Origin of the sequence: Mucilaginibacter aquariorum, assembly GCF_024498135.1 — a bacterium.
In the GTDB taxonomy this organism is placed as follows: domain Bacteria; phylum Bacteroidota; class Bacteroidia; order Sphingobacteriales; family Sphingobacteriaceae; genus Mucilaginibacter; species Mucilaginibacter aquariorum.
Genome location: NZ_JANHOH010000001.1, coordinates 2,400,824 through 2,426,148 on the forward strand (window position 1 = coordinate 2,400,824; position 25,325 = coordinate 2,426,148).

A 25,325-nucleotide genomic window follows, 5' to 3' on the forward strand; every position below is an offset into this window, starting at 1 on the left:
ATAAAATAATAAACGAATATGAAAGATCCATTAAAAATCCCACAATTGCTCCTGAGATGTGCGTTGGGTATTACATTTTTAACACCTGTCTCAGACAGGTTAGGTATTCTTGGGCCCAAGGGCACTGGAAATGTTGAATGGGGGAACTGGCAGAATTTTATCAACTATACGTCTACGCTAATGCCCCTATTCGACAGGCCTGTTGTTAATATACTGGGAGGCATTGCCACCGTAACTGAGTTGATCATCGCCATCTTATTAATCATAGGATACAGGACGAGAAATGCTTCTGCTGCCGCTTCGTTGATCACGCTGACGTTTATCGTGTTCATGGTATTATCCGTTGGTATACAAAAGCCGATCAATTATGGGGTTTTTACCGCTACGACCGCTGGTTTCCTCCTTGCCCGTGTTCCTAATTACGAATGGAGTATTGACCGGCTATTAGCGAAAAAATCAGGCTGAAGAGCATTCCGAAAGGATTGGTCAGCAATTAACTCATCGGGCGAAGGAGCGGTTCGCTTGTTCGCTCGATTTTTATGGGGTGATGTCCAATTGCTATTGCCGCTTGTGGTCGTTACAATGATCAAGAGCCAGTCTTAACAAATCCAGTACTTGTTCAATCTCTTTTTCGGTTAATGAAGCAAAACCAAGCCGTAGACCATTGGGTATTACACTCTCATTATGATAGAAAGTTCCGTCCGCAATCCTTAACCCTTTATCTCCAAGCTTTTTGGAAAGGTGCTTTAAATCGATACTGTTATCGAAAATTGACCATACGGCTAACCCACCTTCAGGTTTCTTAAAGGAAATTACATCCTTAAAATTTGATTGCAATATTTGACAAAACAAATCTCTACGTTCCTTATAGATCCTTAGTGATTTACGGAAATGCCTTTCCATTTCGCCATTTTCATAAAGTAAAGAAAATGCTTCTTCCAGCAATGAATCGCCCTGCTTGTCGATCAGCTGTCTTAGGGAACATGCCGCTGTAACAAAACCAGGTTCAGCAATCAAGAATCCCATGCGTAGCGCCGGCGCAAATGTTTTACTGATCGAACCGATATAGATCACATTGTGATTATGGTCAATACTAGCTAAGGGGACAAAAGGTTTGTTATCATAGTGAAAATCAAAATCGTAATCGTCCTCAATGATCGCGAAGCGGTATGTTTTGGCTAGGTTCAACAACTTAAGCCTTCGCTCCATACTCATGGTCACCGTGGTAGGAAAATGATGATGCGGGATCAGGTATACAGCTTTGATAGATTTATGTTTTAAAGCTTCCTCAAGGATATCCACGTTCATGCCCTGATCATCAATCGGAATCCTCAGCAACCGCGCGCCGGCATATTTGAAGATCTCATCAGCGGATCGGTAATTTAAATCCCCCACAGCGATTGTGTCATATTTCGTGGTCAATAATTGTGCAGACAGATAGATACCCATTTGGCTACCCTTGGTGATAAGGATATTTTCCGGCTGTACGGTTAAGCCCCTTGTTTCTGAAAGATACCGGCAAAGCGCATTGCGGAGACGTTCCGAGCCTTGCGGGAACCCATATCTTAAAAAGTTCTTTCCCTGAATTTTCTTTGAAATACTTCGGTATTCCCGCATCAAGAGATCTACTGGTGTCAACCTTACATCTGGAAATCCCTCATCAATCGCCAAGAAGGTTTTTTGCACATTCTTGCTGACCAATTTCTCCTCGAACGGGTTATTCCATGCGAAAGCCGGCCCCTTTGAATAGTAAACACCATCCAAAGCCATTATTTTTTTTCTCGACAAAACCGGTAACTTGGCTAGTACGAAAATGCCTTTGCGCGGGATGGATTCGGCCCAACCCTGGGATATCAATTCTTCATAGGCCATTTTTGCTGTGTTGCGGTTTATACCTAATAGCTGGCCCAATATCCGCGAACTGGGCAACACATCTGTAGGCTGATGAGTTCCGTCAGTAATTAGGCTAATGAAGCTGCTGCATAATTGAACATAAAGCGCAACACCTGATTTACGGTTTAGCTTTATCAGCGTTTTATAAGGCAACATGGCATATATATTACAGGGTGATTGTTGTCATTTTGCCATTACATAAAAAAGTCGTATAGCAGAATAGTTATGCCAAGGTATTTGTTTTCTGGATTAAGATAATGGCCCAGTTACAAAACAATTAGTACCCCAGAAGGGGAATCTAAGGGCCGCTATATGAGGAAAGGATTTGCTCTTCGAAAGTATGGCAGGACGAACTTTTAGCCGCGATTGAGCGCCGTTTATTGATCACCGTTGCTCAAAACGTCCCGATTTCTGAGAAGGAATGATCTTATAAAGAATCAACTCGATCACGTTACCGACGTCACCTTCTTCGTCCACAAAACCATGTGACGGAGGAACAGAATCAACCAGAATAAATGGGGTGACCCGGTCGATCAGTTTTTGCATAATCTGCTGTTTCTGCTAATATTAGTCTTTAACAAAAACATACGTTCCGATCTTTTCGGATAGGTGAAATTGCGATCGCTGATCCTTTTTCATTAAGCGTACAGGTACTTGCTTTGCAAAAAACTGTACGGCACTTCCTTTTCAACGCATCATTCAAGCCTTGCTGGTTGACCGCGCTCCGCGTTGTTTCGCTAGGTAAAGTTGCGCTGCTTTCATTTCTGCCCTGATAATTGATTTAACTACGTCCGGCCCCCCGCTTTTGAGAATGACCCGCGTGAAAGGCCAGACCCGAGCCCTGCGGGTGCCTCGTCCGGCAACGGTAGCCGGAAAAGCAGTCGGCCTTTCACCGGCAGAGGTACTTTCATCGATTTTCCGTTAGATCTATTTCCACAGCCTTCCCATGCCTGCTTTTACGTTTTTATAAGCTTTCATTTAGCCTTTGCTGAGGCAAATTTATACCTCTTCGGCACGAAAGGCCAAGGCAGGTGCCGCCTAAAAAATCTCCACACCTCCGCTGCGCTCCGGGTCGTATTTTTTGCGTCAGCCTTGCGTGCCAGCCCCCCGCGCAAATATTCTGCCTCTATCAAAGGCCAAATGAGGGTTTTAGCCGAATCGGGACTTTGAGTAACAGATTTTTTAACCATTAATATTTAAAACGCAATGGAAACATTAACAGGAAGATTAACCGCAGACGCTAAAGTTAGCGTGGTTAACGGGGACAAAAAAGTAGTGAATTTCTCAATCGCTATGAATGACAGTTATCGGTCGAATGGTGAAACGGTGCGTACCACAACCTACGTGGATTGCGCTTACTGGATAAACGAAGCAGTTGGGGAATACCTGAAAAAAGGTTTGGTGGTGCAGTTGTTCGGTCGCCTTGGGGCAAGGGCATGGAATGACAAAGACGGTAATTCACACGCAGCTATTACGCTGAATGTATCCCGTATCATTTTCATCGGTGGGGCTACAGCAGATAATGCAGACAAGCCTGCACAGAAAGCCGAAAAGAAACAGGGTGCAAACGCAGGTAGTGATGATGACGACCTGCCCTTTTAACCACCATAACAAAATATTCATTGTACAGACCAATCAATTCATTTAAAAAATTAACATCATGGGACACAATCTGAATTATAACGAACAAACAGGAAACCACTGCTTTTTTAGCGTTAAGGAAAAGGCTTGGCACGGCTTAGGTCAAATCGTTGACCAATACCCTACAAGTGCGGAGGCGATGCAGTACGCAGGGTTGGATTATACGGTAGAAAAACGCCCGCTGTTTACCAACAGCCTGGAAAACGAGTTATCGGAAATTGATACCGGCATAGCAGCTTTTAAAATCACCGTTCCCAATTTTTACGCAACTGTTCGCAATGATAACAACGCAGTTTTGGGTGTAGTCGGTAAGGACTACGAAGTCGTACAAAACGTGAACGCCTTTGAATTTTTTGACGCCATAGTTGGTGGCGGGGATGGTATTCTATACGAAACCGCAGGGGCTTTAGGCAAGGGAGAACGGATATTTATTACCGCTAAACTGCCGGGCTATATTCGGGTAGGCCATCAGGATATGATTGAACAATACCTCATGCTAACCACCTCGCATGATGGTTTCGGAAGTATCACCGCAGCATTTACACCTGTCCGTGTTGTCTGCCAAAACACGCTTAACGCAGCCATGCGTAATCATACCAATGCTATAAAAATCAGGCATACGGCATCTGCCAACGACCGATTGAAACAGGCGCATACGCTGATGGGTATTTCGGGCAATATGGCCGAAGAAATGGAGGGCATATTTAACCATTGGTCACAGGTTAAAATTACCGACAAGCAGGTGAAAAAACTGATACAGGTGGCTATGGCACCGAACAGGGAAACCATAACCAATCTGGAACTCGGGTTACTGGATAAGCTATCAACCAATTACACCAACATCGTAGACAGCGTGTACGAATATGCTTTGGGCAGCCCGACCCAACAGATGGACACTACCGCAGGCACTGTTTACGGGGCTTATAATGCCATCACGGGCTATTTCCAAAATGTGCGCACTTACAAAGATGGTGAGGCCAAATTCAAATCTATCATGGATGGTACAGCCAAACAACGGGGGCAGGCAGCCTTTGACCTTTGCCGTGATTTTTCCCGTCATGGAATGGATGCGCTAACCCAAATTAAATAATCAGCAAGGGGGAGCAATCCCCCTTATTTCAAACTCAAAATTAAAATCATGCAACCATTAAGAGCATTAAATAATGTACAGAAAGCAAGGCTTTTACACGCCCTGTTTTTATCCGAGATACCCGCATTCTTAACCTATACCCAACAGCTTTGCACCTGTATGCGGGAGAACCCCGAAGAGGTGCGTAAGGTATGGGTGAACCAATTATTCGGTGTAGACTTTTGGTTCTCTTTAGCGGAGGAAGCCAACCGAAAAATTAAGCAATACCATAAGCAACTGGAAAAAAGCAGTGCGGTATTCAGCGACCAGTTATTTGACGGTTACGGGGCTTTGTTTCTCAATCACTGCCTGACCACTTACGCCGAAAAGGGCGAACTCAGCGACCCCAAATTTAAAACAGCAGTTGATTTACTTTTTAATCCCTGAAATCATGAACACGCTCATACATCATAGCACAACCATTATCGGGGTAGCCCTGATGGTTACAGGTTTAGTAGTCCGTACCCTAATCAGCAGGCGCAGGTTTAACCGCAGGGGCATTACAGGTTTACAGCTTTTTCAGTCTTTTTGGCATTGGCGCATCACCACCCTGATAGAAAGCCTGCTCAATATGATAGCAGCCCTGATGATACTCGCAGGTGCGTTTCTTACTGCCTGCGGAATTTATAGCAATCACTAAAAAACAGAAAACCATGAAAACGAACTTTTTTGAAAATATCGCCAAGCTGAACGCCCCCGGCATTTGGACGATTGGCATCCAAAACGATGAGAACGGCGATTTTACCGTATCGGCATTATACGCACCATTTAAGTCAAACGACCCTGCCACAAAAATGATTGTCCCCCTTATTCATCGGGGAAAGGCCACGGATATGGACGAGGGATTTTTTGAAGCCACTGTAACACAGGTGGAAAGTTTAAAAGGGCTTTACAGCAACATTAAAGCGGTAACTGCAAGTGTGGAAGCTGCGAATAAAAAGGTAACGCAGGGCAACAAACCCCAACCCGGTAAACAGGCCAATGGCAACCCCGACGAAATCGAGGCAGGAGAACCCAAAATAAGCGCCGAGGAAAAGAAAAAAGCCTATACCGATGCCATCAGGAAAGTGGTGGAACTGAACGATGCCTGCAAATATGAGGACGCCCTGAATATTCTGCCATCGGTAGAAGATTATCCCGAGAAAAAAGAGGAACTGGAAAAAAGAAAGGCCGACCTGACCCGCAAGGCAGCGCAGTACAAACAGGCATTACAATTATTTGAACAATCTTAAAATCTAAGGCCATGCTACAGACCACGCATTTAGAAAGGATTTTTATCCATAAAGAGAACGGGCAGGAAGTCCGTTTGACCGACCCCAACGACCGCATGAACCCTGATGCTGTACTTAATTTCTATACCGGTACTTACCCCATCCTTACCAACGCCCGTATTGTCGGGCCTGAAATCAAAAACGATGAGGTGCAGTACCGCTTTGAAAGCACTATGGGTACAAAAGGCTAAAAACAAGTGTATGAAACGGACAAAATCAGACCGCAAATTAACCATCATAGAGGAGGGAAAACAATGGCAGCTACATCAGTTATTCGGGGAGTTCATTCAGCTGTTAGACCGCCTGCCCGATGCAAGGCAGGTACAGGCAAACGTGCTCAGAAGCGCACCGCCCGAGCGCACGGTAATGGTTTTTTAAGTCATTCTTTCAGCAGCTTTCACGCTTTACCGTTCACCGATTTTAACCGGAGTGAAATGGAATTTTTTGGATCGCTTAAAAACTTTTGCAGGCTGCACAATTGGGATGCCCCTGATGTTTCAGGTTTACCGTTCCCGCAGAATATCGCAAAAGTAATGGCCGAGTTATCGGGAAGAAACTTCAATGGCGCAGCCTGTATGCTTTTACAGGATAAGGGCAAGCCCGCCAAACTGGCGACCGTCAAAACTTTTGACACACAATACCGCCTGTACTATATACCTGTGCGCCCCTTTTGGAAAATGAAAAACAACCCGAAGCAGCAGGCGCAATACCATTTGACAAGGGCGGTTTTTTCCTACCTGTACAATACTGTGGATATTCCCTATTTCCGTGAACCCTGCTATTTGGACAACACCTATGATGCGCTTGAAAACTGGATAGCAGAAGTTGCAGGGGAAGAAATTGAAGACGATGAGGACAAAGCGTTTCGGCAAAGGCAGTTCAATGATTTTAAGGTCATGCAAAAAGCGGGAGATGCTTTACTACCTGAAATAAAACAGGCAGTAAGTTTGACCGACTGGCAACAGCTATTGGAAGAATTTAAAGCACAGGATAAATGGGAAAGCAGTTTTTGCGAGGTAGTTACCGAAATCTATAAACTGGCAGTTGATTATCCCCAAAGAAATATCAGGACTTCGATGCACTACGACCTTGTGGAAACCGATGGCGGGGACATGATCTATTGGGAAAATTACCTCTCCTTTTACTGGAGTGGTGAGGACAGCCTGAACGAAATGCTGTTTGACATGGTGAACAGTGAACTACAGGAAATGGGTTACCAGGAAGAACCGATGGCCATTCAGTGGTACGATACCACGGTGGAAAAAGTACACTATGATTTTGATTTTGAAACGAGGCTGTTTTGGTTGCTTAACGAACTGACAGCCCTGCTAAACGATATGGATTATGAAGAACCTGACAAATAATTTCAGCAGCAGCTACCAGCCTGTGAAAGCCCTGCTGATTTACAACAAACAAACGGAGGAAGCGGAACATAACAGCATCTACGTGGAAAGTTACGACATCGGAAAATTTGGTAACCCGATTAACGCACACCCCCTGACCGTGAAAGAAACACTGGCATTGAGCGGGATATTCCAAACGGCACAGGAACTCAAAACAGGTTTCCTGCGCTGCAAAGGGTTAATGCCCAATAAGGTGCTATATGTCAATCCCGAAAAGGGCGGTTATGCGGTTTGGTACACACCACCACGGGAGGTGCCATTGTTCTTTTCGGGCAGCCTCGGCATCAAATCAGGCAGGGGAAAAGTTCCTGCAATGATTTGGAGGGCGGACAGGGAAAGCCTCGCCATTTATGCAATGAAATGCAACCGAAAACCTATGGAAAAAACCATCCTTTACCATGCCCCGTTTTTTAATATCTATTGCGATGGGAAAGTGTGCATGGGTAATGTGCGCATTGACATCGGGCAGGAAACCCGTTTGGAGGATTTTATGGAGCAATGGGAAAAATATTTTTGGAACAGCTATTTCAGCCATTTGATGAACGACCATAACCCCGTAACCGAAAATATTGTCCAAATATGGAAAACCCAAATAAGCAGCGACAGGGCTTTTCCCTGCCAAGTGCTGAAACCGACAAGATACACCCTTAAAAACCTGTTTGTATGAAAACCAAGAAACTGAAAGCGGTAAAACCCGCTGCGCATATCGCAGCAAAAACCTTACTAACGCCTTATAACCCGATTATCGTAAACCTGATTGGTGCAGGGGGAACTGGCAGCCAGTTCCTGACCGCATTGGCAAGGATGAACCATGCGCTGATTGCGCTAAACCATCCGGGCCTCATGGTGCGGGTGTTTGATGACGATACGGTAGAACCCGCCAACTTAGGAAGGCAGCTTTTTACCTCGGCAGAAATCGGGCAGAATAAGGCCGTGGCGTTGATAAACCGCATTAACCTGTTTTTCGGCACGAACTGGAAAGCCGTACCTGAAAAATATACAGAGGAAACGCTGAAAACTCAACCCGATTACTGGCTTGCTGAACTGACCATATCCTGCGTCGATACCGTTGCCGCTCGTTTTGAGATTGCGGAAATATTGACCAAACTTTATAAAAGCAGGATGCACGCCCATCACCATCCCTTATACTGGATGGATTTTGGCAATAGCAAAGAAACAGGGCAGGTAATCCTTTCCACCGTTTCAGAAGTTTCGCAGCCCGAATCAAAAAAGTTTGCGCTTAAAGGCAGGCTGCCGATGGTGACCGAGGAATTTAAGGAACTACTGGAAAACTCCGAAGCTAATGACAACACTCCAAGCTGTTCTTTGGCCGAAGCCCTGACCAAACAGGATTTATTTATTAATTCGACACTCGCCAATTTAGGGGCATCATTATTATGGCAGCTATTCAGGGAAGGCATATTATTGAACAGGGGATTTTTTCTCAACCTCAGAGATTTCAGGACAATACCACTCAAGGTGGCCTAATCAGCAGCCCATGAAAATTAAAGATTTAGACGGAAAAGAAATAGCAGTGGCGGATTTGGCTTTGGCGCTAATGCAGGCTGATGATTACCGGCATTACAGGCTGAGCAATCCGTCCCCGCACCAATTGTATTTATATAAATATTGGGAAGATATTTATCAAAAACTATTATCATTGAACTGCGAAAAACAACAGGGAAAGAAACAGGCATGATACGGTACACCACAGGCAATATAATGGATTCAAGCGCAGAGGCATTGGTCAATACCGTCAACACGGTCGGCGTTATGGGAAAAGGGATTGCCCTGCAATTCAAACAAACCTTTCCCCATAACTTTGATGTTTACAAACAAACCTGCCAAAGCGGTCAATTCACTACAGGCAAAATACTAGCAGTAAAGGATAGCGACCTGCTTTTAGGTGAAAGACTTATTATTAACCTGCCGACAAAACAACACTGGAAAATGCCCTCTACTTATGAATATGTGGAAAGCGGGCTAATCGCTTTACTGGCGTATCTTAAAGAAAACCCTATAAAAAGCTTGGCTATGCCTGCATTGGGCTGTGGAAACGGTGGTTTGGATTGGTTAAAGGTAAAGCCAATGATCGAGCGCCATTTGAGCGAACCCGATATGGCCATATGGGTTTATGAACCTCAAAAGAAAGGGGCGGTCTGATGGAAATCTTCCGGTTAATTATAGCAGGTGGCAGGGATTTTTCAGATTACCAGTTACTACAAAAAAAGGCCGATGTCATGTTATCGTCCAAACGCTTTTCTCACACCATAGAGATCGTATCGGGTAAGGCTAAGGGAGCCGATACGTTGGGAGAGCAATATGCTAAAGCCAACGGCTTTGCAGTCAAAGAATTTCCCGCTGATTGGCAAATTGGAAAATCAGCAGGTTACGTCCGCAATTCGGAAATGGCGACCTATGCCGATGCGTGTATATGTTTTTGGAACGGTAAATCCAAAGGGACTAAACACATGATAGATTTAGCAACTGCGAAAGGCATCCCCTTACGTGTAATTCACTATTGATAAATCGCCCGGCGGGCGGGCATTCGCCCGCCCCGTTTCGCCCCGTGTTTTCGTAGGGTCAATGCTTTGGCTGAAAACACGGGGCGGTCCATTGCCGACGATATTTTGGTTATTCTTGATTTTCTTAAATTGTTTTATCGATTGCTTTCGCGATAGCTTTCGTCATCGCTATTGTTTACAGGATTGCCTTGTATACAACTAATTGTCGGCAGTATGCTTATCGGAGATGAGCAGATTACGGCCTTAATCAAAGCCTTCACTAAAAAATTCTGCCGGCGTTACGCCTAAAGCCTTAATGATCCTGAGGAGATTTTTATAATTGATGTTGCCGCCAAGCTCCGCCCGGCGCAGCAGTATCCTTCCTATATTATTTCTGTAAGCAAATTTTTCGTAATGGTCATGACCACCCTTCAGCCTTAAAGTTTTAATTCGGTTACCCAATTTTTTAAGCGCATCGACCTCGGGGTCATTGCCTTCAATGATGTTAAGCTGGTTTGAAATCATAGCGGGCAAATTAGTTTATGGCTCGGACTTCCGGTACTCCTTTAATGCGGTTTCTTTTATGAACATTTTTTAGATTTGATACCTGAGCGGACTCTGCCGCTTTTGTGATAAGGTTTAGCTTGAGAAGTCCCGGCGGCGAGCGTTCGGGACTTTTCTATTTCAGAATGAATCGCCTGGCTATTGTTTTTAGAAGGATAATTCTTTAGTTAATGGTTAAAACCATCTGTTGTGTGCATTGTTTATCAGGTACATCTAAAAATAACACTATGGCAACAAGAGGATCTAAAGTGGAGAGAAACTCTGTATCAGAGCAACCACATGAATTAAATTACGAAGCAAGGAAAACCGGAACCAGCGCTGAGAAAGTTGAATCTGCAAAAAAATCCGCAGGCAGCAATCAGCGAAGCGCAGTGGAAAAAAACTTAAAAAAATAAGATCAACGAATGCTAAATGCAGCCCCGAAAGGGGCTTTGCTGTCTATGGCGGAATTGGAACAATACAAAGCTAAGCGGAATTTTAAAAAGACCGCGGAACCTGCCGGAGGACAACCGGGTACGGATAAGCTGTTGTTTGTCGTTCAAAAGCATGACGCCTCCCATTTACATTACGATTTCCGCCTGGAGGTTAAAGGCGTTCTGAAAAGCTGGGCTGTGCCTCGGGGGCCTTCCATGGACCCCGAAGAGCGGCGTTTGGCCATGCCTGTCGAAGATCATCCCTATGATTACAAGGATTTTGAAGGCATTATTCCTCAAGGCCAGTACGGCGGCGGTACAGTGATCGTCTGGGATGAGGGATGGTACGAACCTGCAGTAGATGATAAGTTAAAAGATAAAGCAGCCAAAGAACATTGGATGATGTCCAATTATTACAAGAACGCCCTGAAGATCACGCTGCACGGCCATAAACTCAAGGGCGATTTTATCCTCATCAAATTTAAAGAAGACAAATACGAAGGCGGCTGGCGGCTCATCAAAGCAGATGACCGGTACGCCACAAAAGAAGATATCCTGAAAAAAGACAAATCCGTCAAATCCAAACTGACCATCGAACAGATGGCCGAAAAGGAAGGCGCTGAGATCTGGAACAGCAGCCGCGAACAAAAGGTGGCCACCAAAGACAAGCCAGCGGAGCCGGAACCGCAAAGGAATATAAACGACCTCAAAAAGCAGGGCATCAAAAAAGCCATGCCCAAATCCGTCAAACCTATGCTTTGCACCCTGACCAAAGAGGTTGTGCCGGACGAAGGCTACCTCTATGAGGTAAAATGGGACGGCTACCGCATCATTTCCTACACCGAAAAGAAAAAGGTCCGCATGGATTCCCGAAGTGCGCTCGATTATACCAAAAAATACCCGCCGGTAGCCAAAGCCCTGAAGGAACTGGGCCATGATGCCGTATTGGACGGGGAAGTGGTCGTATTCAATGAGGACGGGAAACCCGATTTTGATGCGCTTCAAACCTTTAACGGTCATGAGACGCCCATCAATTATTGCGTATTCGATATCCTTTGGCTCGATGGCTACAGTTTAATGCACCTGGCATTAACTGAACGCAAAGCCATCCTGGAAGAACTCACCCGGGATAATGAGGTACTCCGCTTTAGTACGTCATTCGACGACGGTGAAGCTTTGTACCAGCAGGCGCTCGACCTAGACCTGGAGGGCATCGTCGCGAAGCGTAAGGACAGTGAGTACGTTCCGGACGCCCGCGACAACCGCTGGCTGAAAACGCCCACCCGCAAGCGGCAGGAATTTGTGATTGGCGGCTGGGCCGAATCCGATAAATCACGTGCCTTCCGCTCGCTTTTATTTGGCGCTTACAACGCCAACAGCGAATTCGAATGGATCGGCCGCTCGGGGGGCGGCTACAAACAAAGCGAAATGCCAGGCATCCTGGCCCAGTTACAAAACCTGGAGCGTGATAAATCGCCTTTTGTCAACAAAGTGCTGGACACCAAGGGCGCGAAGACGCATTGGGTCAAACCTGAGCTGGTGGCCAATTTTGAATTCGCTACCTGGACCAAGACCGGCCGCATCCGCAAACCCGCTACTTTCCTCGGCTTCCGTAAGGACAAAAAAGCCGATCAGGTTGTAAGAGAAGTGCCGCTCAGCGATGCGCAGGAAGAAGCGATCAAAGCGGATGAACCAGCAGCAATTGAAATAACCCAATCAAAGGCAACAACAACCGATGCGGACAGCAACTGGCCGAAGATCGAAGGTAAAAAGATCAATTCCGAACGGGAGTTTGAATTTGCCGGCCAGACGGTCACCATGAATAATATCGGGCAGGAACTCTGGCGCGGCATCACCAAGGCCCGGCTGATCACCTATTACCACCAGATCTCCGCTTATATCCTGCCGCACCTGAAGGATCGCCCACTATCCCTGCACATCAAGCAGGACGGTGCCAACGCCCCCGGCTTTTATATCAAAGACATGGATGGCAGGCAGCCCGATTACCTCGATATATTCAGCGATCAGCGACGGCATAAAAAGAGAGGCAAACGCGACCGGATCGATTATGCCGTCTGCAATAACGAAGCCGCGCTCCTCTATCTCATCAATTTGGGCAATATCGACCTGAACCCCTGGAGCTCAACTATCAATAACCCACTGGAGCCGGACTTTATCAGCATTGATCTCGATCCGTCCGATGGAGACTTCGGCAAGGCCATCAAAACGGCGCAGGCAGCTAAAAAGATATTCGACCAGTCCAAGCTGCAAAGCGTGGTCAAAACCTCCGGTAAAACCGGCATGCACCTGTTCCTGCCTTGCCAGGGTTTTAATTACCCTCAGGCAAGGACATTAGCTGAAAAACTCTGCGACAAGATCGCACAACAAATACCTGATATCGCCACGACCGAGGTCACCATCAGCCATCGGGGCGAAAAACTCTTCGTCGATCCCAGTCAGAATGATTACGCCGATACGCTAGCTGCTTCTTATTCTGTCCGACCCTACAAGCATCCGACCGTTTCCACCCCGCTGAACTGGAAAGAGGTGAAAGACAACTTAGATCCCGGCAAATTTACCATGGATAGCCTGCCGGAGCGCCTGGAAAAAAAAGGCGATCTTTTTGAAAACCTGCGAAATGTAAAATGGCGCAGTTCCAATTCGAAGATTTTAAAGGGCTTATTATGAAAATTGGCGCCGAACTACTAAAGGTCTTAAACAAGACCTACGCGCCGGACGAATACGTCAGCCTAAAATTCGGACGAAATCATCTGGTTTTTAAAACCGATGAACACGGCCGTCCAGTGATGCTGTTTATTGGCCAGGCAGACGAGAATGGAAGGATCAAAGGTGAACGTTTTACCCGTAATATCTTAACTGACGCGCAAGGCAAGATCATTAAAGACCACTGGGATAATAAAGATAAGACGGCATGAAGATCGCGACTTACAATATTAATAACATCAATACCCGGCTGGACGTATTACTGCGCTGGCTGGAAGAGGCCAATCCGGATATCGTTTGCCTGCAGGAACTCAAATGCGAGCGAAACAAATTTCCTGAACAAAAACTTAAAGAGGTGGGCTATAACGCAATCTGGAAAGGACAGAAAAGCTGGAACGGCGTCGCCATTCTCGCCAAAAGCGAGATCAAAGAACTGCAAGACGACCTGCCCGGCGAGGATGAGGAATTTACCCATAGCCGCTATATCGAAGCCTTTATCGACGGTATTGTGATCGCCTGCATTTATCTACCCAACGGCAATCCCTGGCCCGGACCCAAGTTCGATTACAAATTACGCTGGTTTCAAAGGCTCGCCGATCATGCCCGCGACCTGGTGGCCAGGGAGCTGCCCGTTATCCTGATCGGAGACTATAATGTCATGCCGACAGACCTGGACACGTACAAACCGGAAAAATATGTGAACAATGCTTTGTTCCGGCCGGAAATAAAAAAAGCCTACAGAGAACTGGTCGACCAGGGCTGGACCGACGCCGTCAGGACCTTATATCCCAATGAACCAATCTATACTTTCTGGGACTATATGCGTAATGCCTACGAAAGGAATGCCGGTTTGCGGCTGGACCATTTCCTGCTCAATAAAGCGGTCGCCAAACGACTAAAAATGGCGGAGGTGGATAAGCACGTCCGTGGCTGGGAGCATGCGAGCGACCATGCGCCGGTTTGGATCGAACTGGCCGATAACAATCTCCCTGAAAAGAAAAATACCGAAAAGCCGGAACAGCAAGTACAACGCGAAACGCAAACAGCACAGCCAAAAGGAACCGGTGACTGGCAAACCTTATTAGCAGCCGCTCCCAAGGCAAATATGCCCGCCAAACCGCAACCCATGAAGGCGACGCTGGTCCGCGAGCCTTTTGACGACCCCGGCTGGCTGTACGAGATCAAATGGGACGGGTACCGCGCGCTGGCCGTCGTCGAAAATAACCAAGCCGAATTGATCTCCCGCAATAACATTTCCTTTGACCAGTTCCATCCCATAACGGACGCTTTAGGCAAATGGAATGCTAACACGATCATCGACGGCGAGATCGTCGTGCTTAATGCCGACGGCAAATCCGATTTCAGCGCCATTCAGAATTGGCAGCGGCGCAAGGATGGCCAATTGGTCTATAATGTTTTTGATATCCTCTGGTATGAAGGCCGCGACCTCAGGGAATTACCCTTAACCGAACGCAAAGCCATTTTGGAGGCGGTACTGCCAGCAGACGAGACCATCAAATTAAGTAAAGCTTTTGACGTGAACGGCATCGAGTTTTTCCAGGCGGCGGAAAAAGCCGGCATCGAAGGCATTATGGCGAAGAAAGCCGACAGCGCTTATACCGCCGGTGACCGTTCCAAAGAATGGCTCAAGGTTAAAGTAGAACGAAGGCAGGAAGTGGTCATTGGCGCTTTCACCCGGAATGCCGGGACTGAGAAGTTATTCAGCGCCCTGGCCATCGGCGTTTACGAAAAGGGTGTCCTGCGATATATCGGCAAAGTCGGCACCGGCTGGTCCGAAAAAAAGCAAAAAGAAATGATGGCCCAGTTCGAGCCCCTCATTACAGAAGTCTGCCCCTTTGATGTGGAACCGGATGTCGATGAACCTTCGCAGTTCCGCCCGCGCCGGCTCGGCGCCAAGCCGTTCTGGCTCAAACCCGAACTGGTTTGCGAAGTGAATATTGCGGAGATCACCAGCGACGGCAAAGTGCGTCAGGCTTCTTTCAAGGGCATGCGAAGCGATAAGAACCCCAAGGATGTCATTATCGAAGTTCCTGCCGATACAACCGCAACTGTAGCCAAAATGGATGAAACGTCTGAACTAATCATAACGAAAACTAACCGCAAAAAAGCCATGAACAAAACGATCAAACCCGAAGCCAGTTTCCTGGACCCCGAGAAAGACAGCCAGACCGTCAAAGTCAATGGCTGCCCCTTAACGTTCAATCATCTCTCCAAAGTCTACTGGCCTGAGGATGGTATTACCAAGCGCGATATGTTCAACTATTATGACCAGGTTGCGGAGTATATGGTACCTTACCTTAAAGACCGCCCCATGTCGCTCAACCGTTTTCCGAACGGCATACACGGGCCAAGCTTTTACCAGAAAAATGTGAAGGATAAAGTGCCGGATTGTATGGCCACGATGCCGCATACGAATGACAAAGGCGAGGAAAAAGAATATTTGGTCGCTACAAATAAGGCAAGCCTTTTATGGATGGTTTCACTGGGGTGCATTGAGATCAATCCATGGTTCAGCCGCGTGCAATCCCCAGGCAACCCGGATTTCTGTGTCATCGACCTTGACCCCGACAAGCAGCATTTCGACCAGGTGATCAGCGCCGCACAGGAAGTCAAAAGAGTGCTGGACACTATCGGCGTCACAGCCTATCCGAAAACGTCAGGTTCTACCGGTATGCACATTTACATTCCGCTTGGCGCAAAATATACATATGATCAGAGTCAGCTTTTTGCAAAGATCATTGTCAGCCTGGTGCATAAGCAAATACCGGAGTACACCAGCCTTGAACGAATGGTTAAAAATCGGGGCGGTAAAATGTACCTCGACTTTTTACAAAATCGTCCCGATGCCACGATCGCCGGTGTCTATTCCCTGCGGCCCAAACCCGGCGCAACGGTTTCCATGCCGCTCACCTGGGACGAAGTAAAACCCGGACTGACAATGAAAGACTTTACCATACATAACGCCATCCAGCGGTTAAAAGAAACCGGTGACTTGTTCAAAGGCGTATTAGGCGAAGGAATAGACCTTATGGCAGTTATTCAAAAAGCACAAAGCGCATTTTAAATCCATCGGTATTGCCATGATTATATGAATTTGCAGGGCCATTCTTGATATTAGTAAAATTGTTAATTTGCTAGGACATAATTTACCAAAATCGTTAATTTGTTCCATGCAAAAAGTTTACTATAAGCGAATCACTACCTGGTACGATTACCCTGACAATAACGAAATTTTTGAGGATTACATAACTTATGGGTTATCGCGGCATAATTGGGTTGAATATGCCGAACCATTCCTTTAGCAGACATGAAAGAACGGCAACGAATTGTAGCGGAAGCTTTGAAGGCAGACCCAAGTGAAATTGAGCTTGTTAAGAAATGATACGCCTGCCTAAATAAATCCTTACAGATCCGGTTCCTGGTAAGCTTCGATAAAAACCGCCAGATAAGCCTGCTCCGCAAGACTTAATACCTGACCTTCAAATTGCCTGAGGCAGCCACTCTCAAAAATAAACTTGCCCAGATAGTCAGGGTTTTGCTCATCAGGTAACTCATCGTTTACCTCAGCGAATTCCTCCGGTTCCGTGAACAGATGCGTCTCGTCATCTAACGCGTCTTTGTATATTTTGTATACGCCGGTCGAACGCAAGCCGCGCTGACCATCCTTTTCAATTATTGGCTCAATAATTACATAGCGATCGCTGCCATCTGCCTGGGGGATGCTCGTTTGTACAGGGTTCATCATATCATGCCCCTTTCTTAGCATTTAAACTGCTCATCAGCTGATCGTAAAGATCGTCGCCTTTAGCTTTTACCGGTTTAAGCTTTTTAATGGTCGGACGCTTACCTTTGGCTTTTTGCTCAATGATATTCATCAGCTCTGTATGAAATTCGTCCTTATATTTTGAAAGATCCAGCGGCTCTGCATACTGGTCAATCAGCGCAAGACCCATTTTTAGTTCTTTATCACTTACTTTAATGTTATCATCGAGCTTGAGTTCATCCTGTTCGCGTATCTGCTGTGCAAAACGAATGCGGGTCACCACGATAGCTTTGTCAACGGGATGAACAATACAAAGACTTTCGGTACTCCGCAGGACAAAACGCGCGAGGCCTGCCTTGCCTGATTTCTTCAGCGCTGCCAGTAATAGCGCGTAAGCTTTGTTGTTTTTAGTAGCCGGTTCTGTATAATAAGATGTTTCATAATACATCGGGTTCACCGAAGCGACATCCACGAAACTTTCGATCTCAATGACTTTCGTTTTTTCCGGCGCGGCTGCTTCAAAATCGGCATCCTCTATAATTACATAGTCATCATCGTATTTATAACCTTTAACGATCTTATCATAAGGCACTTCCTTTTTCGTGTTTTCATTGACCCGCTGGAATTTAATATGCGCGTGGTCGCGGCTGTCCAGCATGTCCAGGTCAAGTCTTGTTTCCTGCACCGCTGAGAATAATTTGATGGGGATGCTCACCAGGCCGAAACCGATGGAGCCTGTCCAGATACTTCTCATAGCTTTAATTTTCTAATGTTGTCATTGATGCCGTGCGGGTGGTGACCCTCGATCTTGTCAGCCAACAGGTGCAGGATCTCCTTATCCACCTCGCCCGGGTTCTGGCAGATATGCAAAAAATCCTGTGCGTCCGGCTCAAAACTCGCTACGTAAACGCCGTTCTCAAACACTTTATATTTACATTGCTCCTCATTATGGTGGGGATATTCGCCCACCTCGAAATGATGTACTTTCTTGTCCTTGCTGATCGTGATCGCGTAATTTTCCATAACCATATAACCATTTGATTTCGGCATTGTTTATCATAGTATCATCGCATTCGCTGATCAAAGGAGATTCTTTTCAATGTCGGCAATTGAAGGCAAACTATCTTTCAAATCTGTGGGAATGGCCTTTGTCAGATGGTATTCAGAAATTCCTATTGGTTTCTCCAGTCCTTTTAAAGCATACTCAGCTACAATCTTATTTTTCTCTTTGCATATCAGTATACCTATGGTCGGCTGGTCATGCTGATGCTTTAACATCCCGTCTACAGCATTTAAGTAGAAGTTTAACTTTCCTGCATATTCGGGAATGAACTTTCCGGCTTTCAGCTCTATCACTACAAAGCATCTAAGCCTTAAATGATAGAATAAAAGATCAATATAATAATCTTCGCCTCCGATCTGTAACGGATATTGTCTGCCAACATAACTAAAACCATTGCCAAGTTCAAGGAGAAATTTCGTCATGTGGCCAACGAGGCCATCCTCCAATTCTCTTTCAAAATGATTTTCTGCCAAATTTAGAAAGTCAAACTTATATGGGTCTTTAAAAATTTCTTTTGCAAGATCACTTTGTATTGGCGGAAGTGTAGCCGAAAAATTGGTCACCGCCTTTCCTTTTCTGCTGTACAGATCGTTCTCTATCTGGTTTACCAATAGGTTCCGGCTCCAGCCAAATTGTACAGCTTGTTTAATATAAAAAATGCGTTCTTCCTTGTTTTTTACCTTATCCAGTAAAGTGATATGATGGTACCAGGGCAATTGTGCAAGTGGCACTTGCACAATTGCATCACTATTTTTAATTTGTGCAAGCGGCACTTGCACAAATTCAGGATAGGCATCGGCGAAGGCTCGCATATACTTTAAATTCCTTGGCGAAATACCGCTCATGTCAGGAAAAGAACTCTTAAGATCAGCCGACAGTTTATCTATAATCTTTGTTCCCCAACCTTCAGCATTCTGTTGAATGAGAATGTTATTCCCGATCTTCCAATATAATTCAAGCAACTGTTCGTTCACAGTTAATACAGCTTTCAGCCTTGCCTGCTCAATATCGTTTTTTAACTTGCCTAAAAACGATAGATAGTTTTTTTCGTTCTCCATTAGCTTAATGCTTCCTCAATACTGCTAGATACCAACTCATCATCATATTCTTCTAAATAAGTCCGGGTCATTTCTTCCGTTTCGTGGCCCATTGCTTCCTGGATAATGCTTACATCGACTTTCTTATGTTTTAAATTAGTAGCAAATGAGTGGCGAGCTACATAGGAAGTTACATGGCGGTCAATGTTTTTCGCATCTTTAATGGTCTTTAAATCTTCATTCAAATCTTTTAATGCACTGTCGATACGCGCATCTATTTTAGATGCAGTATCATGTTCGGCCTTTAAAATTGGAAATACATATCCGCCATCACTTTGAAGTGGGTAATTTCTAAACATATCTACGATTGCTTTCGCCTTGCTGTGAAGCTTAAAATCGTAAAAACGACCATTTTTGCTTCGCCTGTATTTCACAATATCACCATTGAAATTAGATTCTTTCAACTTAACAATGTCGTTAAAGTTTATTCCCCGACAGTAATAACTAAAGAGAAAGATCTGTTGATTTCGGTATTCACGCGAGCCGTAGTCGGCTTCATAGCTTTCAATAAGATTGATATCAGAAGCTTTTATTGCGCGTTTGGCTGTCTTGTACCTTTTATACGCCTTAAATTTTATAGTCTTATTTGGATGATGATCTTTTGGACACATTCCTGCTTTTTGAGCCATATTCCATATCCTATAAAACGTACGCAAATAAGCGCTCATCGACGTCTCTTTCAGGTTCCGATCGATCATGTATTTTTCCAATCCGGCAAAATCGGATTTGCTGAAGTTCACAAAGGATTTGTCCTTTCCACCAAAAGCATGTTTCAAAACATAATCCTTAACATCACGAAAAGTATTGGCATAACCAATTTTGTCATTCGCATTTAATTCCGCAATAATGCTGTCTGTGAAAGCATATAATTTTGCGGGAACAACAGGCTTGTCGGATTTTTTTACTTTGGCAATCAGGTCCGGTAATGATATAAATTCGTGACCGTTTTTCTTCATCAATTTGACTTCAAAATCTACGTCATCCAGATAATCCTCTATCTTACGAGATATTGCTTTGTAAGCAGGAGATGTTATTGCAGGTCCGTCTGTTTCATAATCCCAGTTCTCAATGGAAGAAGAGAATCCGACGTTAAAATACTTTTGCTCTTTGTAAAGGGTGAGCCTTATGCGGATCTCGTATTCACCGTTAACAGGGGGTTTGTAAGTCCACAGTACCACTTTTTTTAATACTTCCATCACTTTTCCTTTTATTACCTGAGTATTTCCAGGTAATACTTAGGTAATACTAAAGTCGGAAAAATCAAGCTATTTATGAAATAAATTGAAAAATAAATTTTCGTAACTAATTGATAAACAAATGATTTGCGAGTATTTGAAACTATTTGAATAGGGTATTTAACTTTATGGCATGCAAGAGGTCATCGGTTCGACTCCGATATTCTCCACATTTATAATCAGCCACTTACTTAAAATTGTAAGTGGCTTTTTTTATTTACGTGCACACAATTTGTACACAAGCCTATCACCTAAATTGAAAAAGAATGAAAGGATGCAAATGTCAGTACTGTTATAAGAGTATAAAACAAAAATTAAATAAGGTTTTATTAAAATAGCTTCACTTCATAACCACCTTTTCAGAGAGATTAAATATTTATAATCTTTTTCTCATTGGCTCGAACCCGGCAAACCCGAAATAATCCGGTTTTAAATGCCTTTTTCCATCAGCCTTATCGTTTGTTATTTTAGATTTTATAGTTTTAACCTTTAAACCTTATCATGTCAGTTAAACTAGAAAAGAACCAATCCGGGATAGCAGGAGAATTTTATGTAGCCGGTGAGCTCTCACGCTTCGGCTATAACGTAACAGTAACTTTTGGAAATACGAAATCAGTTGACCTTCTTATCCAAAAAGATCAGGCTGTTTATGCGATTCAGGTTAAAAGCATCCAGGCAACCCGTTCCATCTGCTGGAACATCGATAAAACAAAAGTTTTTCCGGATCACTATTATGTTTTGGTAAACCTTCACGTTGATCACCCCGAGCGGAAACCCGAGTTTTTTATATTAAAAGGAAGTGAGACTTTGACCCTGTTTAAGGACACACCAAAGGCTGGCAATAAAAGGGCTTACCTTGATTACAAAAAATTGCTGCAAATGTCTTTTTATCAAAACCGCTGGGAAGTGTTCGGTCAGCCGTCAGAAATCATATTGTAATATGTATCAATTTATACCCGAATATCCGGTTTGTCAAAAATGTCAAGAGGGCCGATGGAACTGACTGGGCTTATTTTGATCCCGGTATGGAATTGCAATTCAATCTTATCAAAACGCAGTATATAGATTTATTTACATTAAGATAGCTGTAATAATTCGGGCACATTATTAGCTTAGCCGTTGTTCAATACACAACGAATAAAGCAAATGATCAAAGCTTATAAATTATATACCGGCGCTGACGGGCATTCGCATATACAAACAGGAACAGTTACTGAGGGTATATTTAGCCAGGCATCGTCTATACGGTTCCAGGAATCGCCACCACACTCTTTTTACGATTGGCACAACGCTCCCGCCGATCAATATGTAATAACCTTATCGGGCACGCTGGAATTTGAAACACACCCCGGCGAAACATTTATTATAAAACCCGGCGATTTATTAATTGCTATGGATACCACGGGCAGCGCCCACAAGTGGAAACTAATAGACGATGAACCATGGAAACGCATCTACGTAGTATTTGACCCATCGCAACAAGTAAACTTTATCCCAGACGAAGAGCCGGAATTATAAATAAGATGATTTCGATAGGTTTCCCCTAACACTACTTTAGAATTGTAGCAATTATCCGTACAGTGTAACCGGCAAAACAGACAATGCACTGTCTGAAAACGGACACTTCATTTTAATATCGCTAACAAAATGACTACTCTTTGCAACACGCCATACCGATTTTTAATACAATAAGCATATTACACCACACCAAAAAAAGGTGTAAAAGCCCCTGTTTCCCAAGTGAATGTAAAAATATCTCATACCAAATGTCATTTTTTTTCATGCAGATGAAAAGTTTGGCATTGAATTGGAATAGTACTTATCAAACGGGGGTTAAAATGTCAATAGACAAGAAAACTGAAAAAGCGGGCGAAGAGAAAGAGTGGGAAAACCCACAAGCGCCCGAAAAAACATCCGATGAACGGGATAGGGAGCAGCTTGCAAGGCAGTATAAAGAAGCAAAACGCAGACATGACAACCTTAGCGAGAACCAGGAGAAGGAGAACGAAGAGAACAACAAAGAATAATAAAATTAAAAACTTAAAATATTGAATATGAAAACTTATCAAAAACCAGCTACCAGCAAATTAGTAAATCGTTTCGATAAAGAGTTAATGAACCTTTTAATGAGTGATTTAAAAGCACTTAAATCAAAAAAACAAGCTGCTTAACGTAGCGATAGCATACACCTATCAAAAACTCACAACATTAAACATCATTCTATGAAAGCTTATAAAACCTGCAACAAGTAAATTACTTACCAGTTTTGATAACGAGTTAAAAAACTTATTAATGGAAGATCTTAGGTCTTTCAGTGAAAGGAATCTGTTTTCACCAAGCAACAAACAGGCGGCTGTACAACAACAGTTATCAGCCGCCTGATCGATCATATATATCTACAATATCTATCTAAAAAAACACCTTTTGAGAAAAATAAGGCCCGCTATAATTAGCAGGTCTTATTTTTTTGAAGCATATTTTACTATGAGTTTTGCTGTTTTGGCTGATGCGCCGGGAGTGCCCATCTTTTCATCAAGCACATCATAATCAGCAAGCATTTGTTGCCTCAGGTGTTCGTTATGCAACAGGTTATTCAGTTCTTCATTTATTTTTACTGATGTGCAATCTTCCTGTATAAGTTCCTTTACTACCAACTTATCCATGATCAGGTTAACCAACGATATGAATTTTATTTTCACCAACATACGCGCAATACCAATGGTTACCGCATTACCTTTATATACTACTACCTGCGGCACATCAAATAAGGCGGTCTCCAGTGTGGCCGTGCCCGATGCTACAACAGCAGCCTGTGCGTTGGCCAAAATATCGTAAGTGGCATTAAATATTACGGGGATGGCTTTATCGCCGAGGTATTGGTTATAATACGTAGTATTAAACGACGGCGCACCTGCTATCACAAACTGATGATGCGGAAACTTATGCATAGCCCCCAACATCTCGGGCAGCAAGCGGCTTATCTCCTGCTTACGGCTACCCGGCAACAGCGCTACTATCTTTTTATCAGTTAGGTTATTATTTGCAAGGAAATTGGCATCGGGCTTAAAAGCATCAACGGCATCCAGCAGCGGGTTGCCAACGTAATCTATCTTCATACCCCAGCTTCTGTAAAAATCTACCTCGAAGGGCAGGATACAAAACAGGTGATCAACAATGCGTTTAATTTTTAGGACACGTTTTTGGTTCCAGGCCCAAACCTTTGGCGATATATAATAGTAAACCTGTAAACCCTGAGTTTTGGCAAACTCTGCTATCTTTAAGTTAAACCCCGGAAAATCTATCAGTATTAATACATCAGGCTTATAGGCCACAATATCCTGCTTACATATTTTAAGATTTTTAAGGATAGTGTTCAGGTTGATCACCACCTCTACAAAACCCATAAAGGCCATATCGGCATAGTGTTTTACCAATGTACCACCTTCGGCCTGCATCAGGTCGCCGCCAAAAAAACGGAAGTCGGCGTTGCCGTCCAGTTCTTTTAAAGCTTTCATCAGGCTTGCTCCATGCAAATCGCCCGAAGCTTCGCCCGCTACCAGGTAATACTTCATCTTAAGTATGCATTTTAAATACAAACACCAATAATGTACAGGCAAATGTAGCTATCATTATTCCGTTTGATGTTTTATCAAGATATGCTTTCGCCGAAAACCTTAACAATATCAGGTTTAACCCAATAGCTATCAGGTACGGCGCTGCCGGCTTATCCAAAAAGGAGCTGTTTTTTAACAACAAGGAGAATACCAACCAGGCAATAGCAGGAATTACGCAGCCGTATAGTATCCCCAAATAAAGGTTATTCTTCTTAAACATTAAACGTCCAGGTATTTAAAACGGGTATAGCGTGGTGGGCGGTCATATCAAACTGAACCGGCACAACCGATGCATAATTATGCTCAAGCGCCCAAACATCAGTGTCCTCGCCATTATCATTATTTTGAAAAACGCCAGTTAACCAATAGTACGGCCGTTTATATGGGTCAAAACGCATATCAAATTCTTCGGCCCATTTGGCATTGGCCTGGCGGCATATTTTTAGGCCTTTTATTTTATCCCCTGCCGGGAAGTTAACATTTAATACAGTACCACCCGGCAAGCCGTTTGCCAAAACCTGCAAGGCAAGCTCTTTCACATACTTTTGACAAGGATCAAAATCGGCCTGCAGTGTATAATCATCTAACGAAAACCCTATTGATGGGATATTTTCTATAGCTCCCTCAACAGCAGCCGACATAGTACCGGAGTACAGCACATTAATAGAATTATTCAATCCATGATTAATGCCCGATACACACAGATCTGGTTTTACCCCTTTAAGAACACTGTTAACAGCCAGCTTTACACAATCTACCGGAGTACCACTGCAGCTATACATCTCAATACCCTCGTAAACATCAACCTTATCTAAACGCAGGGGTTTACCAATGGTAATAGCATGCCCCATTCCAGATTGCGGACTATCCGGCGCTACAACAACCACCCTGCCAATCTCTTTCATGGTATGCATCAGGGCTTTAATACCTGGTGCGGTTATACCATCATCATTTACTACCAATATGGTGGGTTGCTTAGCTTTTGTCATG

The 25,325-nt window shown here is 44.2% G+C and carries 32 protein-coding genes; 21 read left to right on the forward strand and 11 right to left on the reverse strand.

Features of this window, described 5'->3' with window-relative positions:
- Positions 1–18 precede the first annotated feature (18 nt).
- A complete protein-coding gene (locus NPE20_RS10475; protein WP_256538571.1) occupies positions 19–465 on the forward strand; it encodes a DoxX family membrane protein in 447 nt (148 codons plus the stop codon).
- A 93-nt stretch (positions 466–558) separates the two neighbouring features.
- On the opposite strand, the gene pdxR is transcribed toward NPE20_RS10475, so the two are convergent.
- Positions 559–2,049 carry a MocR-like pyridoxine biosynthesis transcription factor PdxR gene (gene pdxR, locus NPE20_RS10480; protein WP_256538572.1) on the reverse strand — a complete coding sequence of 497 codons (1,491 nt, stop codon included), beginning with the start codon at positions 2,047–2,049 and terminating at the stop codon, positions 559–561.
- Between the two features lie 228 nt (positions 2,050–2,277).
- Positions 2,278–2,439, reverse strand: coding sequence for a hypothetical protein (locus tag NPE20_RS10485; RefSeq protein WP_256538573.1), 162 nt, complete (start codon positions 2,437–2,439; stop codon positions 2,278–2,280).
- A gap of 660 nt (positions 2,440–3,099) precedes the next feature.
- On the opposite strand from NPE20_RS10485, the gene NPE20_RS10490 reads away from it, so the two are divergent.
- From NPE20_RS10490 to NPE20_RS10550, 13 genes are read left to right on the forward strand one after another with little or no spacing between them, the layout of a single operon-like run.
- The gene (locus NPE20_RS10490; protein ID WP_256538574.1) at positions 3,100–3,495 is read left to right on the forward strand and encodes a single-stranded DNA-binding protein; all 396 of its coding nucleotides are present in this window, start codon (positions 3,100–3,102) and stop codon (positions 3,493–3,495) included.
- Positions 3,496–3,553: 58 nt separating this feature from the next.
- Positions 3,554–4,624, forward strand: a complete 1,071-nt coding sequence (locus NPE20_RS10495; protein ID WP_256538575.1) for a DUF932 domain-containing protein — start codon at positions 3,554–3,556, stop codon at positions 4,622–4,624.
- A 48-nt stretch (positions 4,625–4,672) separates the two neighbouring features.
- Positions 4,673–5,050 (forward strand): hypothetical protein, encoded by a 378-nt coding sequence (locus NPE20_RS10500; protein WP_256538576.1) that lies wholly within the window; start codon positions 4,673–4,675, stop codon positions 5,048–5,050.
- Positions 5,051–5,054: 4 nt separating this feature from the next.
- Positions 5,055–5,303, forward strand: coding sequence for a hypothetical protein (locus tag NPE20_RS10505; RefSeq protein WP_256538577.1), 249 nt, complete (start codon positions 5,055–5,057; stop codon positions 5,301–5,303).
- Positions 5,304–5,316: 13 nt separating this feature from the next.
- The gene (locus NPE20_RS10510) at positions 5,317–5,895 is read left to right on the forward strand and encodes a hypothetical protein (RefSeq protein ID WP_256538578.1); all 579 of its coding nucleotides are present in this window, start codon (positions 5,317–5,319) and stop codon (positions 5,893–5,895) included.
- 11 nt (positions 5,896–5,906) lie between these two features.
- Positions 5,907–6,125 carry a PRTRC system protein C gene (locus NPE20_RS10515; RefSeq protein WP_256538579.1) on the forward strand — a complete coding sequence of 73 codons (219 nt, stop codon included), beginning with the start codon at positions 5,907–5,909 and terminating at the stop codon, positions 6,123–6,125.
- A gap of 10 nt (positions 6,126–6,135) precedes the next feature.
- Positions 6,136–6,312 carry a hypothetical protein gene (locus NPE20_RS10520; RefSeq protein ID WP_256538580.1) on the forward strand — a complete coding sequence of 59 codons (177 nt, stop codon included), beginning with the start codon at positions 6,136–6,138 and terminating at the stop codon, positions 6,310–6,312.
- A gap of 56 nt (positions 6,313–6,368) precedes the next feature.
- A complete protein-coding gene (locus NPE20_RS10525; RefSeq protein ID WP_256538581.1) occupies positions 6,369–7,298 on the forward strand; it encodes a hypothetical protein in 930 nt (309 codons plus the stop codon).
- Complete coding sequence (locus NPE20_RS10530) at positions 7,279–8,004, forward strand: PRTRC system protein B (protein ID WP_256538582.1); 726 nt, start codon at positions 7,279–7,281, stop codon at positions 8,002–8,004. The genes NPE20_RS10525 and NPE20_RS10530 overlap by 20 nt, the downstream gene beginning before the upstream one ends.
- Positions 8,001–8,825, forward strand: a complete 825-nt coding sequence (locus NPE20_RS10535; RefSeq protein WP_256538583.1) for a PRTRC system ThiF family protein — start codon at positions 8,001–8,003, stop codon at positions 8,823–8,825. Before NPE20_RS10530 ends, NPE20_RS10535 begins: the two co-directional genes overlap by 4 nt.
- 10 nt (positions 8,826–8,835) lie before the next feature.
- A complete protein-coding gene (locus NPE20_RS10540; protein WP_256538584.1) occupies positions 8,836–9,036 on the forward strand; it encodes a hypothetical protein in 201 nt (66 codons plus the stop codon).
- 23 nt (positions 9,037–9,059) lie between these two features.
- Entirely contained in the window at positions 9,060–9,500 is a 441-nt protein-coding gene (locus NPE20_RS10545) for a macro domain-containing protein (RefSeq protein ID WP_256538585.1), read from the forward strand.
- Entirely contained in the window at positions 9,500–9,862 is a 363-nt protein-coding gene (locus tag NPE20_RS10550) for a DUF2493 domain-containing protein (protein WP_256538586.1), read from the forward strand. Before NPE20_RS10545 ends, NPE20_RS10550 begins: the two co-directional genes overlap by 1 nt.
- 243 nt (positions 9,863–10,105) lie before the next feature.
- Here NPE20_RS10550 and NPE20_RS10555 read toward each other — a convergent pair whose 3' ends face one another.
- Positions 10,106–10,366, reverse strand: coding sequence for an XRE family transcriptional regulator (locus NPE20_RS10555; RefSeq protein ID WP_256538587.1), 261 nt, complete (start codon positions 10,364–10,366; stop codon positions 10,106–10,108).
- A 209-nt stretch (positions 10,367–10,575) separates the two neighbouring features.
- Here NPE20_RS10555 and NPE20_RS10560 point away from each other — a divergent pair, with 209 nt between their 5' ends.
- Genes NPE20_RS10560 through ligD (NPE20_RS10575) form a run of 4 tightly spaced genes read left to right on the forward strand, consistent with a single transcriptional unit; the run spans position 10,576 to position 16,627 of the window.
- Positions 10,576–10,800, forward strand: coding sequence for a hypothetical protein (locus NPE20_RS10560; RefSeq protein WP_256538588.1), 225 nt, complete (start codon positions 10,576–10,578; stop codon positions 10,798–10,800).
- A 9-nt stretch (positions 10,801–10,809) separates the two neighbouring features.
- Positions 10,810–13,506: a DNA ligase D gene (ligD, locus tag NPE20_RS10565; protein ID WP_256538589.1), complete on the forward strand. Its 2,697-nt coding sequence runs from the start codon at positions 10,810–10,812 to the stop codon at positions 13,504–13,506.
- Entirely contained in the window at positions 13,464–13,754 is a 291-nt protein-coding gene (locus NPE20_RS10570) for a hypothetical protein (RefSeq protein ID WP_256538590.1), read from the forward strand. The genes ligD (NPE20_RS10565) and NPE20_RS10570 overlap by 43 nt, the downstream gene beginning before the upstream one ends.
- Positions 13,751–16,627 carry a DNA ligase D gene (gene ligD, locus NPE20_RS10575; RefSeq protein ID WP_256538591.1) on the forward strand — a complete coding sequence of 959 codons (2,877 nt, stop codon included), beginning with the start codon at positions 13,751–13,753 and terminating at the stop codon, positions 16,625–16,627. Before NPE20_RS10570 ends, ligD (NPE20_RS10575) begins: the two co-directional genes overlap by 4 nt.
- Before the next feature lie 339 nt (positions 16,628–16,966).
- Here ligD (NPE20_RS10575) and NPE20_RS10580 read toward each other — a convergent pair whose 3' ends face one another.
- The 5 genes from NPE20_RS10580 to NPE20_RS10600 are packed head-to-tail and all read right to left on the reverse strand — an operon-like array spanning position 16,967 to position 20,682.
- A complete protein-coding gene (locus tag NPE20_RS10580; protein ID WP_256538592.1) occupies positions 16,967–17,329 on the reverse strand; it encodes a hypothetical protein in 363 nt (120 codons plus the stop codon).
- A complete protein-coding gene (gene ku / locus NPE20_RS10585; RefSeq protein WP_256538593.1) occupies positions 17,310–18,080 on the reverse strand; it encodes a non-homologous end joining protein Ku in 771 nt (256 codons plus the stop codon). The genes NPE20_RS10580 and ku overlap by 20 nt, the downstream gene beginning before the upstream one ends.
- The gene (locus tag NPE20_RS10590; RefSeq protein WP_256538594.1) at positions 18,077–18,376 is read right to left on the reverse strand and encodes a hypothetical protein; all 300 of its coding nucleotides are present in this window, start codon (positions 18,374–18,376) and stop codon (positions 18,077–18,079) included. Before NPE20_RS10590 ends, ku begins: the two co-directional genes overlap by 4 nt.
- A gap of 30 nt (positions 18,377–18,406) precedes the next feature.
- Positions 18,407–19,447 (reverse strand): PDDEXK nuclease domain-containing protein, encoded by a 1,041-nt coding sequence (locus NPE20_RS10595; protein ID WP_256538595.1) that lies wholly within the window; start codon positions 19,445–19,447, stop codon positions 18,407–18,409.
- Positions 19,447–20,682, reverse strand: coding sequence for a tyrosine-type recombinase/integrase (locus NPE20_RS10600; protein ID WP_256538596.1), 1,236 nt, complete (start codon positions 20,680–20,682; stop codon positions 19,447–19,449). Before NPE20_RS10600 ends, NPE20_RS10595 begins: the two co-directional genes overlap by 1 nt.
- A gap of 540 nt (positions 20,683–21,222) precedes the next feature.
- Here NPE20_RS10600 and NPE20_RS10605 point away from each other — a divergent pair.
- From NPE20_RS10605 to NPE20_RS10615, 3 genes are all read left to right on the forward strand, one after another.
- Positions 21,223–21,660, forward strand: coding sequence for a hypothetical protein (locus NPE20_RS10605; RefSeq protein ID WP_256538597.1), 438 nt, complete (start codon positions 21,223–21,225; stop codon positions 21,658–21,660).
- A gap of 207 nt (positions 21,661–21,867) precedes the next feature.
- On the forward strand, positions 21,868–22,239 hold the full coding sequence (locus tag NPE20_RS10610; protein WP_256538598.1) for a cupin domain-containing protein: 372 nt from the start codon (positions 21,868–21,870) through the stop codon (positions 22,237–22,239).
- A 248-nt stretch (positions 22,240–22,487) separates the two neighbouring features.
- Entirely contained in the window at positions 22,488–22,748 is a 261-nt protein-coding gene (locus NPE20_RS10615; RefSeq protein WP_256538599.1) for a hypothetical protein, read from the forward strand.
- A 432-nt stretch (positions 22,749–23,180) separates the two neighbouring features.
- On the opposite strand, the gene lpxB is transcribed toward NPE20_RS10615, so the two are convergent.
- Genes lpxB through surE form a run of 3 tightly spaced genes read right to left on the reverse strand, consistent with a single transcriptional unit; the run spans position 23,181 to position 25,324 of the window.
- Complete coding sequence (gene lpxB / locus NPE20_RS10620; protein ID WP_256538600.1) at positions 23,181–24,293, reverse strand: lipid-A-disaccharide synthase; 1,113 nt, start codon at positions 24,291–24,293, stop codon at positions 23,181–23,183.
- Position 24,294: 1 nt separating this feature from the next.
- Positions 24,295–24,555, reverse strand: a complete 261-nt coding sequence (locus tag NPE20_RS10625; RefSeq protein ID WP_256538601.1) for a hypothetical protein — start codon at positions 24,553–24,555, stop codon at positions 24,295–24,297.
- Entirely contained in the window at positions 24,548–25,324 is a 777-nt protein-coding gene (gene surE / locus NPE20_RS10630; RefSeq protein ID WP_256538602.1) for a 5'/3'-nucleotidase SurE, read from the reverse strand. The genes NPE20_RS10625 and surE overlap by 8 nt, the downstream gene beginning before the upstream one ends.
- Between the last annotated feature and the right edge of the window lies 1 nt (position 25,325).

Bases quoted from the DNA above. Each gene is read 5' to 3' on its own strand.
- NPE20_RS10475 (WP_256538571.1), top strand. From the start codon at position 19: ATGAAAGATCCATTAAAAATCCCACAATTGCTCCTGAGATGTGCGTTG.
- pdxR (WP_256538572.1), bottom strand. From the start codon at position 2,049: ATGTTGCCTTATAAAACGCTGATAAAGCTAAACCGTAAATCAGGTGTT.
- NPE20_RS10485 (WP_256538573.1), bottom strand. From the start codon at position 2,439: ATGCAAAAACTGATCGACCGGGTCACCCCATTTATTCTGGTTGATTCT.
- NPE20_RS10490 (WP_256538574.1), top strand. From the start codon at position 3,100: ATGGAAACATTAACAGGAAGATTAACCGCAGACGCTAAAGTTAGCGTG.
- NPE20_RS10495 (WP_256538575.1), top strand. From the start codon at position 3,554: ATGGGACACAATCTGAATTATAACGAACAAACAGGAAACCACTGCTTT.
- NPE20_RS10500 (WP_256538576.1), top strand. From the start codon at position 4,673: ATGCAACCATTAAGAGCATTAAATAATGTACAGAAAGCAAGGCTTTTA.
- NPE20_RS10505 (WP_256538577.1), top strand. From the start codon at position 5,055: ATGAACACGCTCATACATCATAGCACAACCATTATCGGGGTAGCCCTG.
- NPE20_RS10510 (WP_256538578.1), top strand. From the start codon at position 5,317: ATGAAAACGAACTTTTTTGAAAATATCGCCAAGCTGAACGCCCCCGGC.
- NPE20_RS10515 (WP_256538579.1), top strand. From the start codon at position 5,907: ATGCTACAGACCACGCATTTAGAAAGGATTTTTATCCATAAAGAGAAC.
- NPE20_RS10520 (WP_256538580.1), top strand. From the start codon at position 6,136: ATGAAACGGACAAAATCAGACCGCAAATTAACCATCATAGAGGAGGGA.
- NPE20_RS10525 (WP_256538581.1), top strand. From the start codon at position 6,369: ATGGAATTTTTTGGATCGCTTAAAAACTTTTGCAGGCTGCACAATTGG.
- NPE20_RS10530 (WP_256538582.1), top strand. From the start codon at position 7,279: ATGAAGAACCTGACAAATAATTTCAGCAGCAGCTACCAGCCTGTGAAA.
- NPE20_RS10535 (WP_256538583.1), top strand. From the start codon at position 8,001: ATGAAAACCAAGAAACTGAAAGCGGTAAAACCCGCTGCGCATATCGCA.
- NPE20_RS10540 (WP_256538584.1), top strand. From the start codon at position 8,836: ATGAAAATTAAAGATTTAGACGGAAAAGAAATAGCAGTGGCGGATTTG.
- NPE20_RS10545 (WP_256538585.1), top strand. From the start codon at position 9,060: ATGGATTCAAGCGCAGAGGCATTGGTCAATACCGTCAACACGGTCGGC.
- NPE20_RS10550 (WP_256538586.1), top strand. From the start codon at position 9,500: ATGGAAATCTTCCGGTTAATTATAGCAGGTGGCAGGGATTTTTCAGAT.
- NPE20_RS10555 (WP_256538587.1), bottom strand. From the start codon at position 10,366: ATGATTTCAAACCAGCTTAACATCATTGAAGGCAATGACCCCGAGGTC.
- NPE20_RS10560 (WP_256538588.1), top strand. From the start codon at position 10,576: ATGGTTAAAACCATCTGTTGTGTGCATTGTTTATCAGGTACATCTAAA.
- ligD (WP_256538589.1), top strand. From the start codon at position 10,810: ATGCTAAATGCAGCCCCGAAAGGGGCTTTGCTGTCTATGGCGGAATTG.
- NPE20_RS10570 (WP_256538590.1), top strand. From the start codon at position 13,464: ATGGCGCAGTTCCAATTCGAAGATTTTAAAGGGCTTATTATGAAAATT.
- ligD (WP_256538591.1), top strand. From the start codon at position 13,751: ATGAAGATCGCGACTTACAATATTAATAACATCAATACCCGGCTGGAC.
- NPE20_RS10580 (WP_256538592.1), bottom strand. From the start codon at position 17,329: ATGCTAAGAAAGGGGCATGATATGATGAACCCTGTACAAACGAGCATC.
- ku (WP_256538593.1), bottom strand. From the start codon at position 18,080: ATGAGAAGTATCTGGACAGGCTCCATCGGTTTCGGCCTGGTGAGCATC.
- NPE20_RS10590 (WP_256538594.1), bottom strand. From the start codon at position 18,376: ATGCCGAAATCAAATGGTTATATGGTTATGGAAAATTACGCGATCACG.
- NPE20_RS10595 (WP_256538595.1), bottom strand. From the start codon at position 19,447: ATGGAGAACGAAAAAAACTATCTATCGTTTTTAGGCAAGTTAAAAAAC.
- NPE20_RS10600 (WP_256538596.1), bottom strand. From the start codon at position 20,682: ATGGAAGTATTAAAAAAAGTGGTACTGTGGACTTACAAACCCCCTGTT.
- NPE20_RS10605 (WP_256538597.1), top strand. From the start codon at position 21,223: ATGTCAGTTAAACTAGAAAAGAACCAATCCGGGATAGCAGGAGAATTT.
- NPE20_RS10610 (WP_256538598.1), top strand. From the start codon at position 21,868: ATGATCAAAGCTTATAAATTATATACCGGCGCTGACGGGCATTCGCAT.
- NPE20_RS10615 (WP_256538599.1), top strand. From the start codon at position 22,488: ATGTCATTTTTTTTCATGCAGATGAAAAGTTTGGCATTGAATTGGAAT.
- lpxB (WP_256538600.1), bottom strand. From the start codon at position 24,293: ATGAAGTATTACCTGGTAGCGGGCGAAGCTTCGGGCGATTTGCATGGA.
- NPE20_RS10625 (WP_256538601.1), bottom strand. From the start codon at position 24,555: ATGTTTAAGAAGAATAACCTTTATTTGGGGATACTATACGGCTGCGTA.
- surE (WP_256538602.1), bottom strand. From the start codon at position 25,324: ATGACAAAAGCTAAGCAACCCACCATATTGGTAGTAAATGATGATGGT.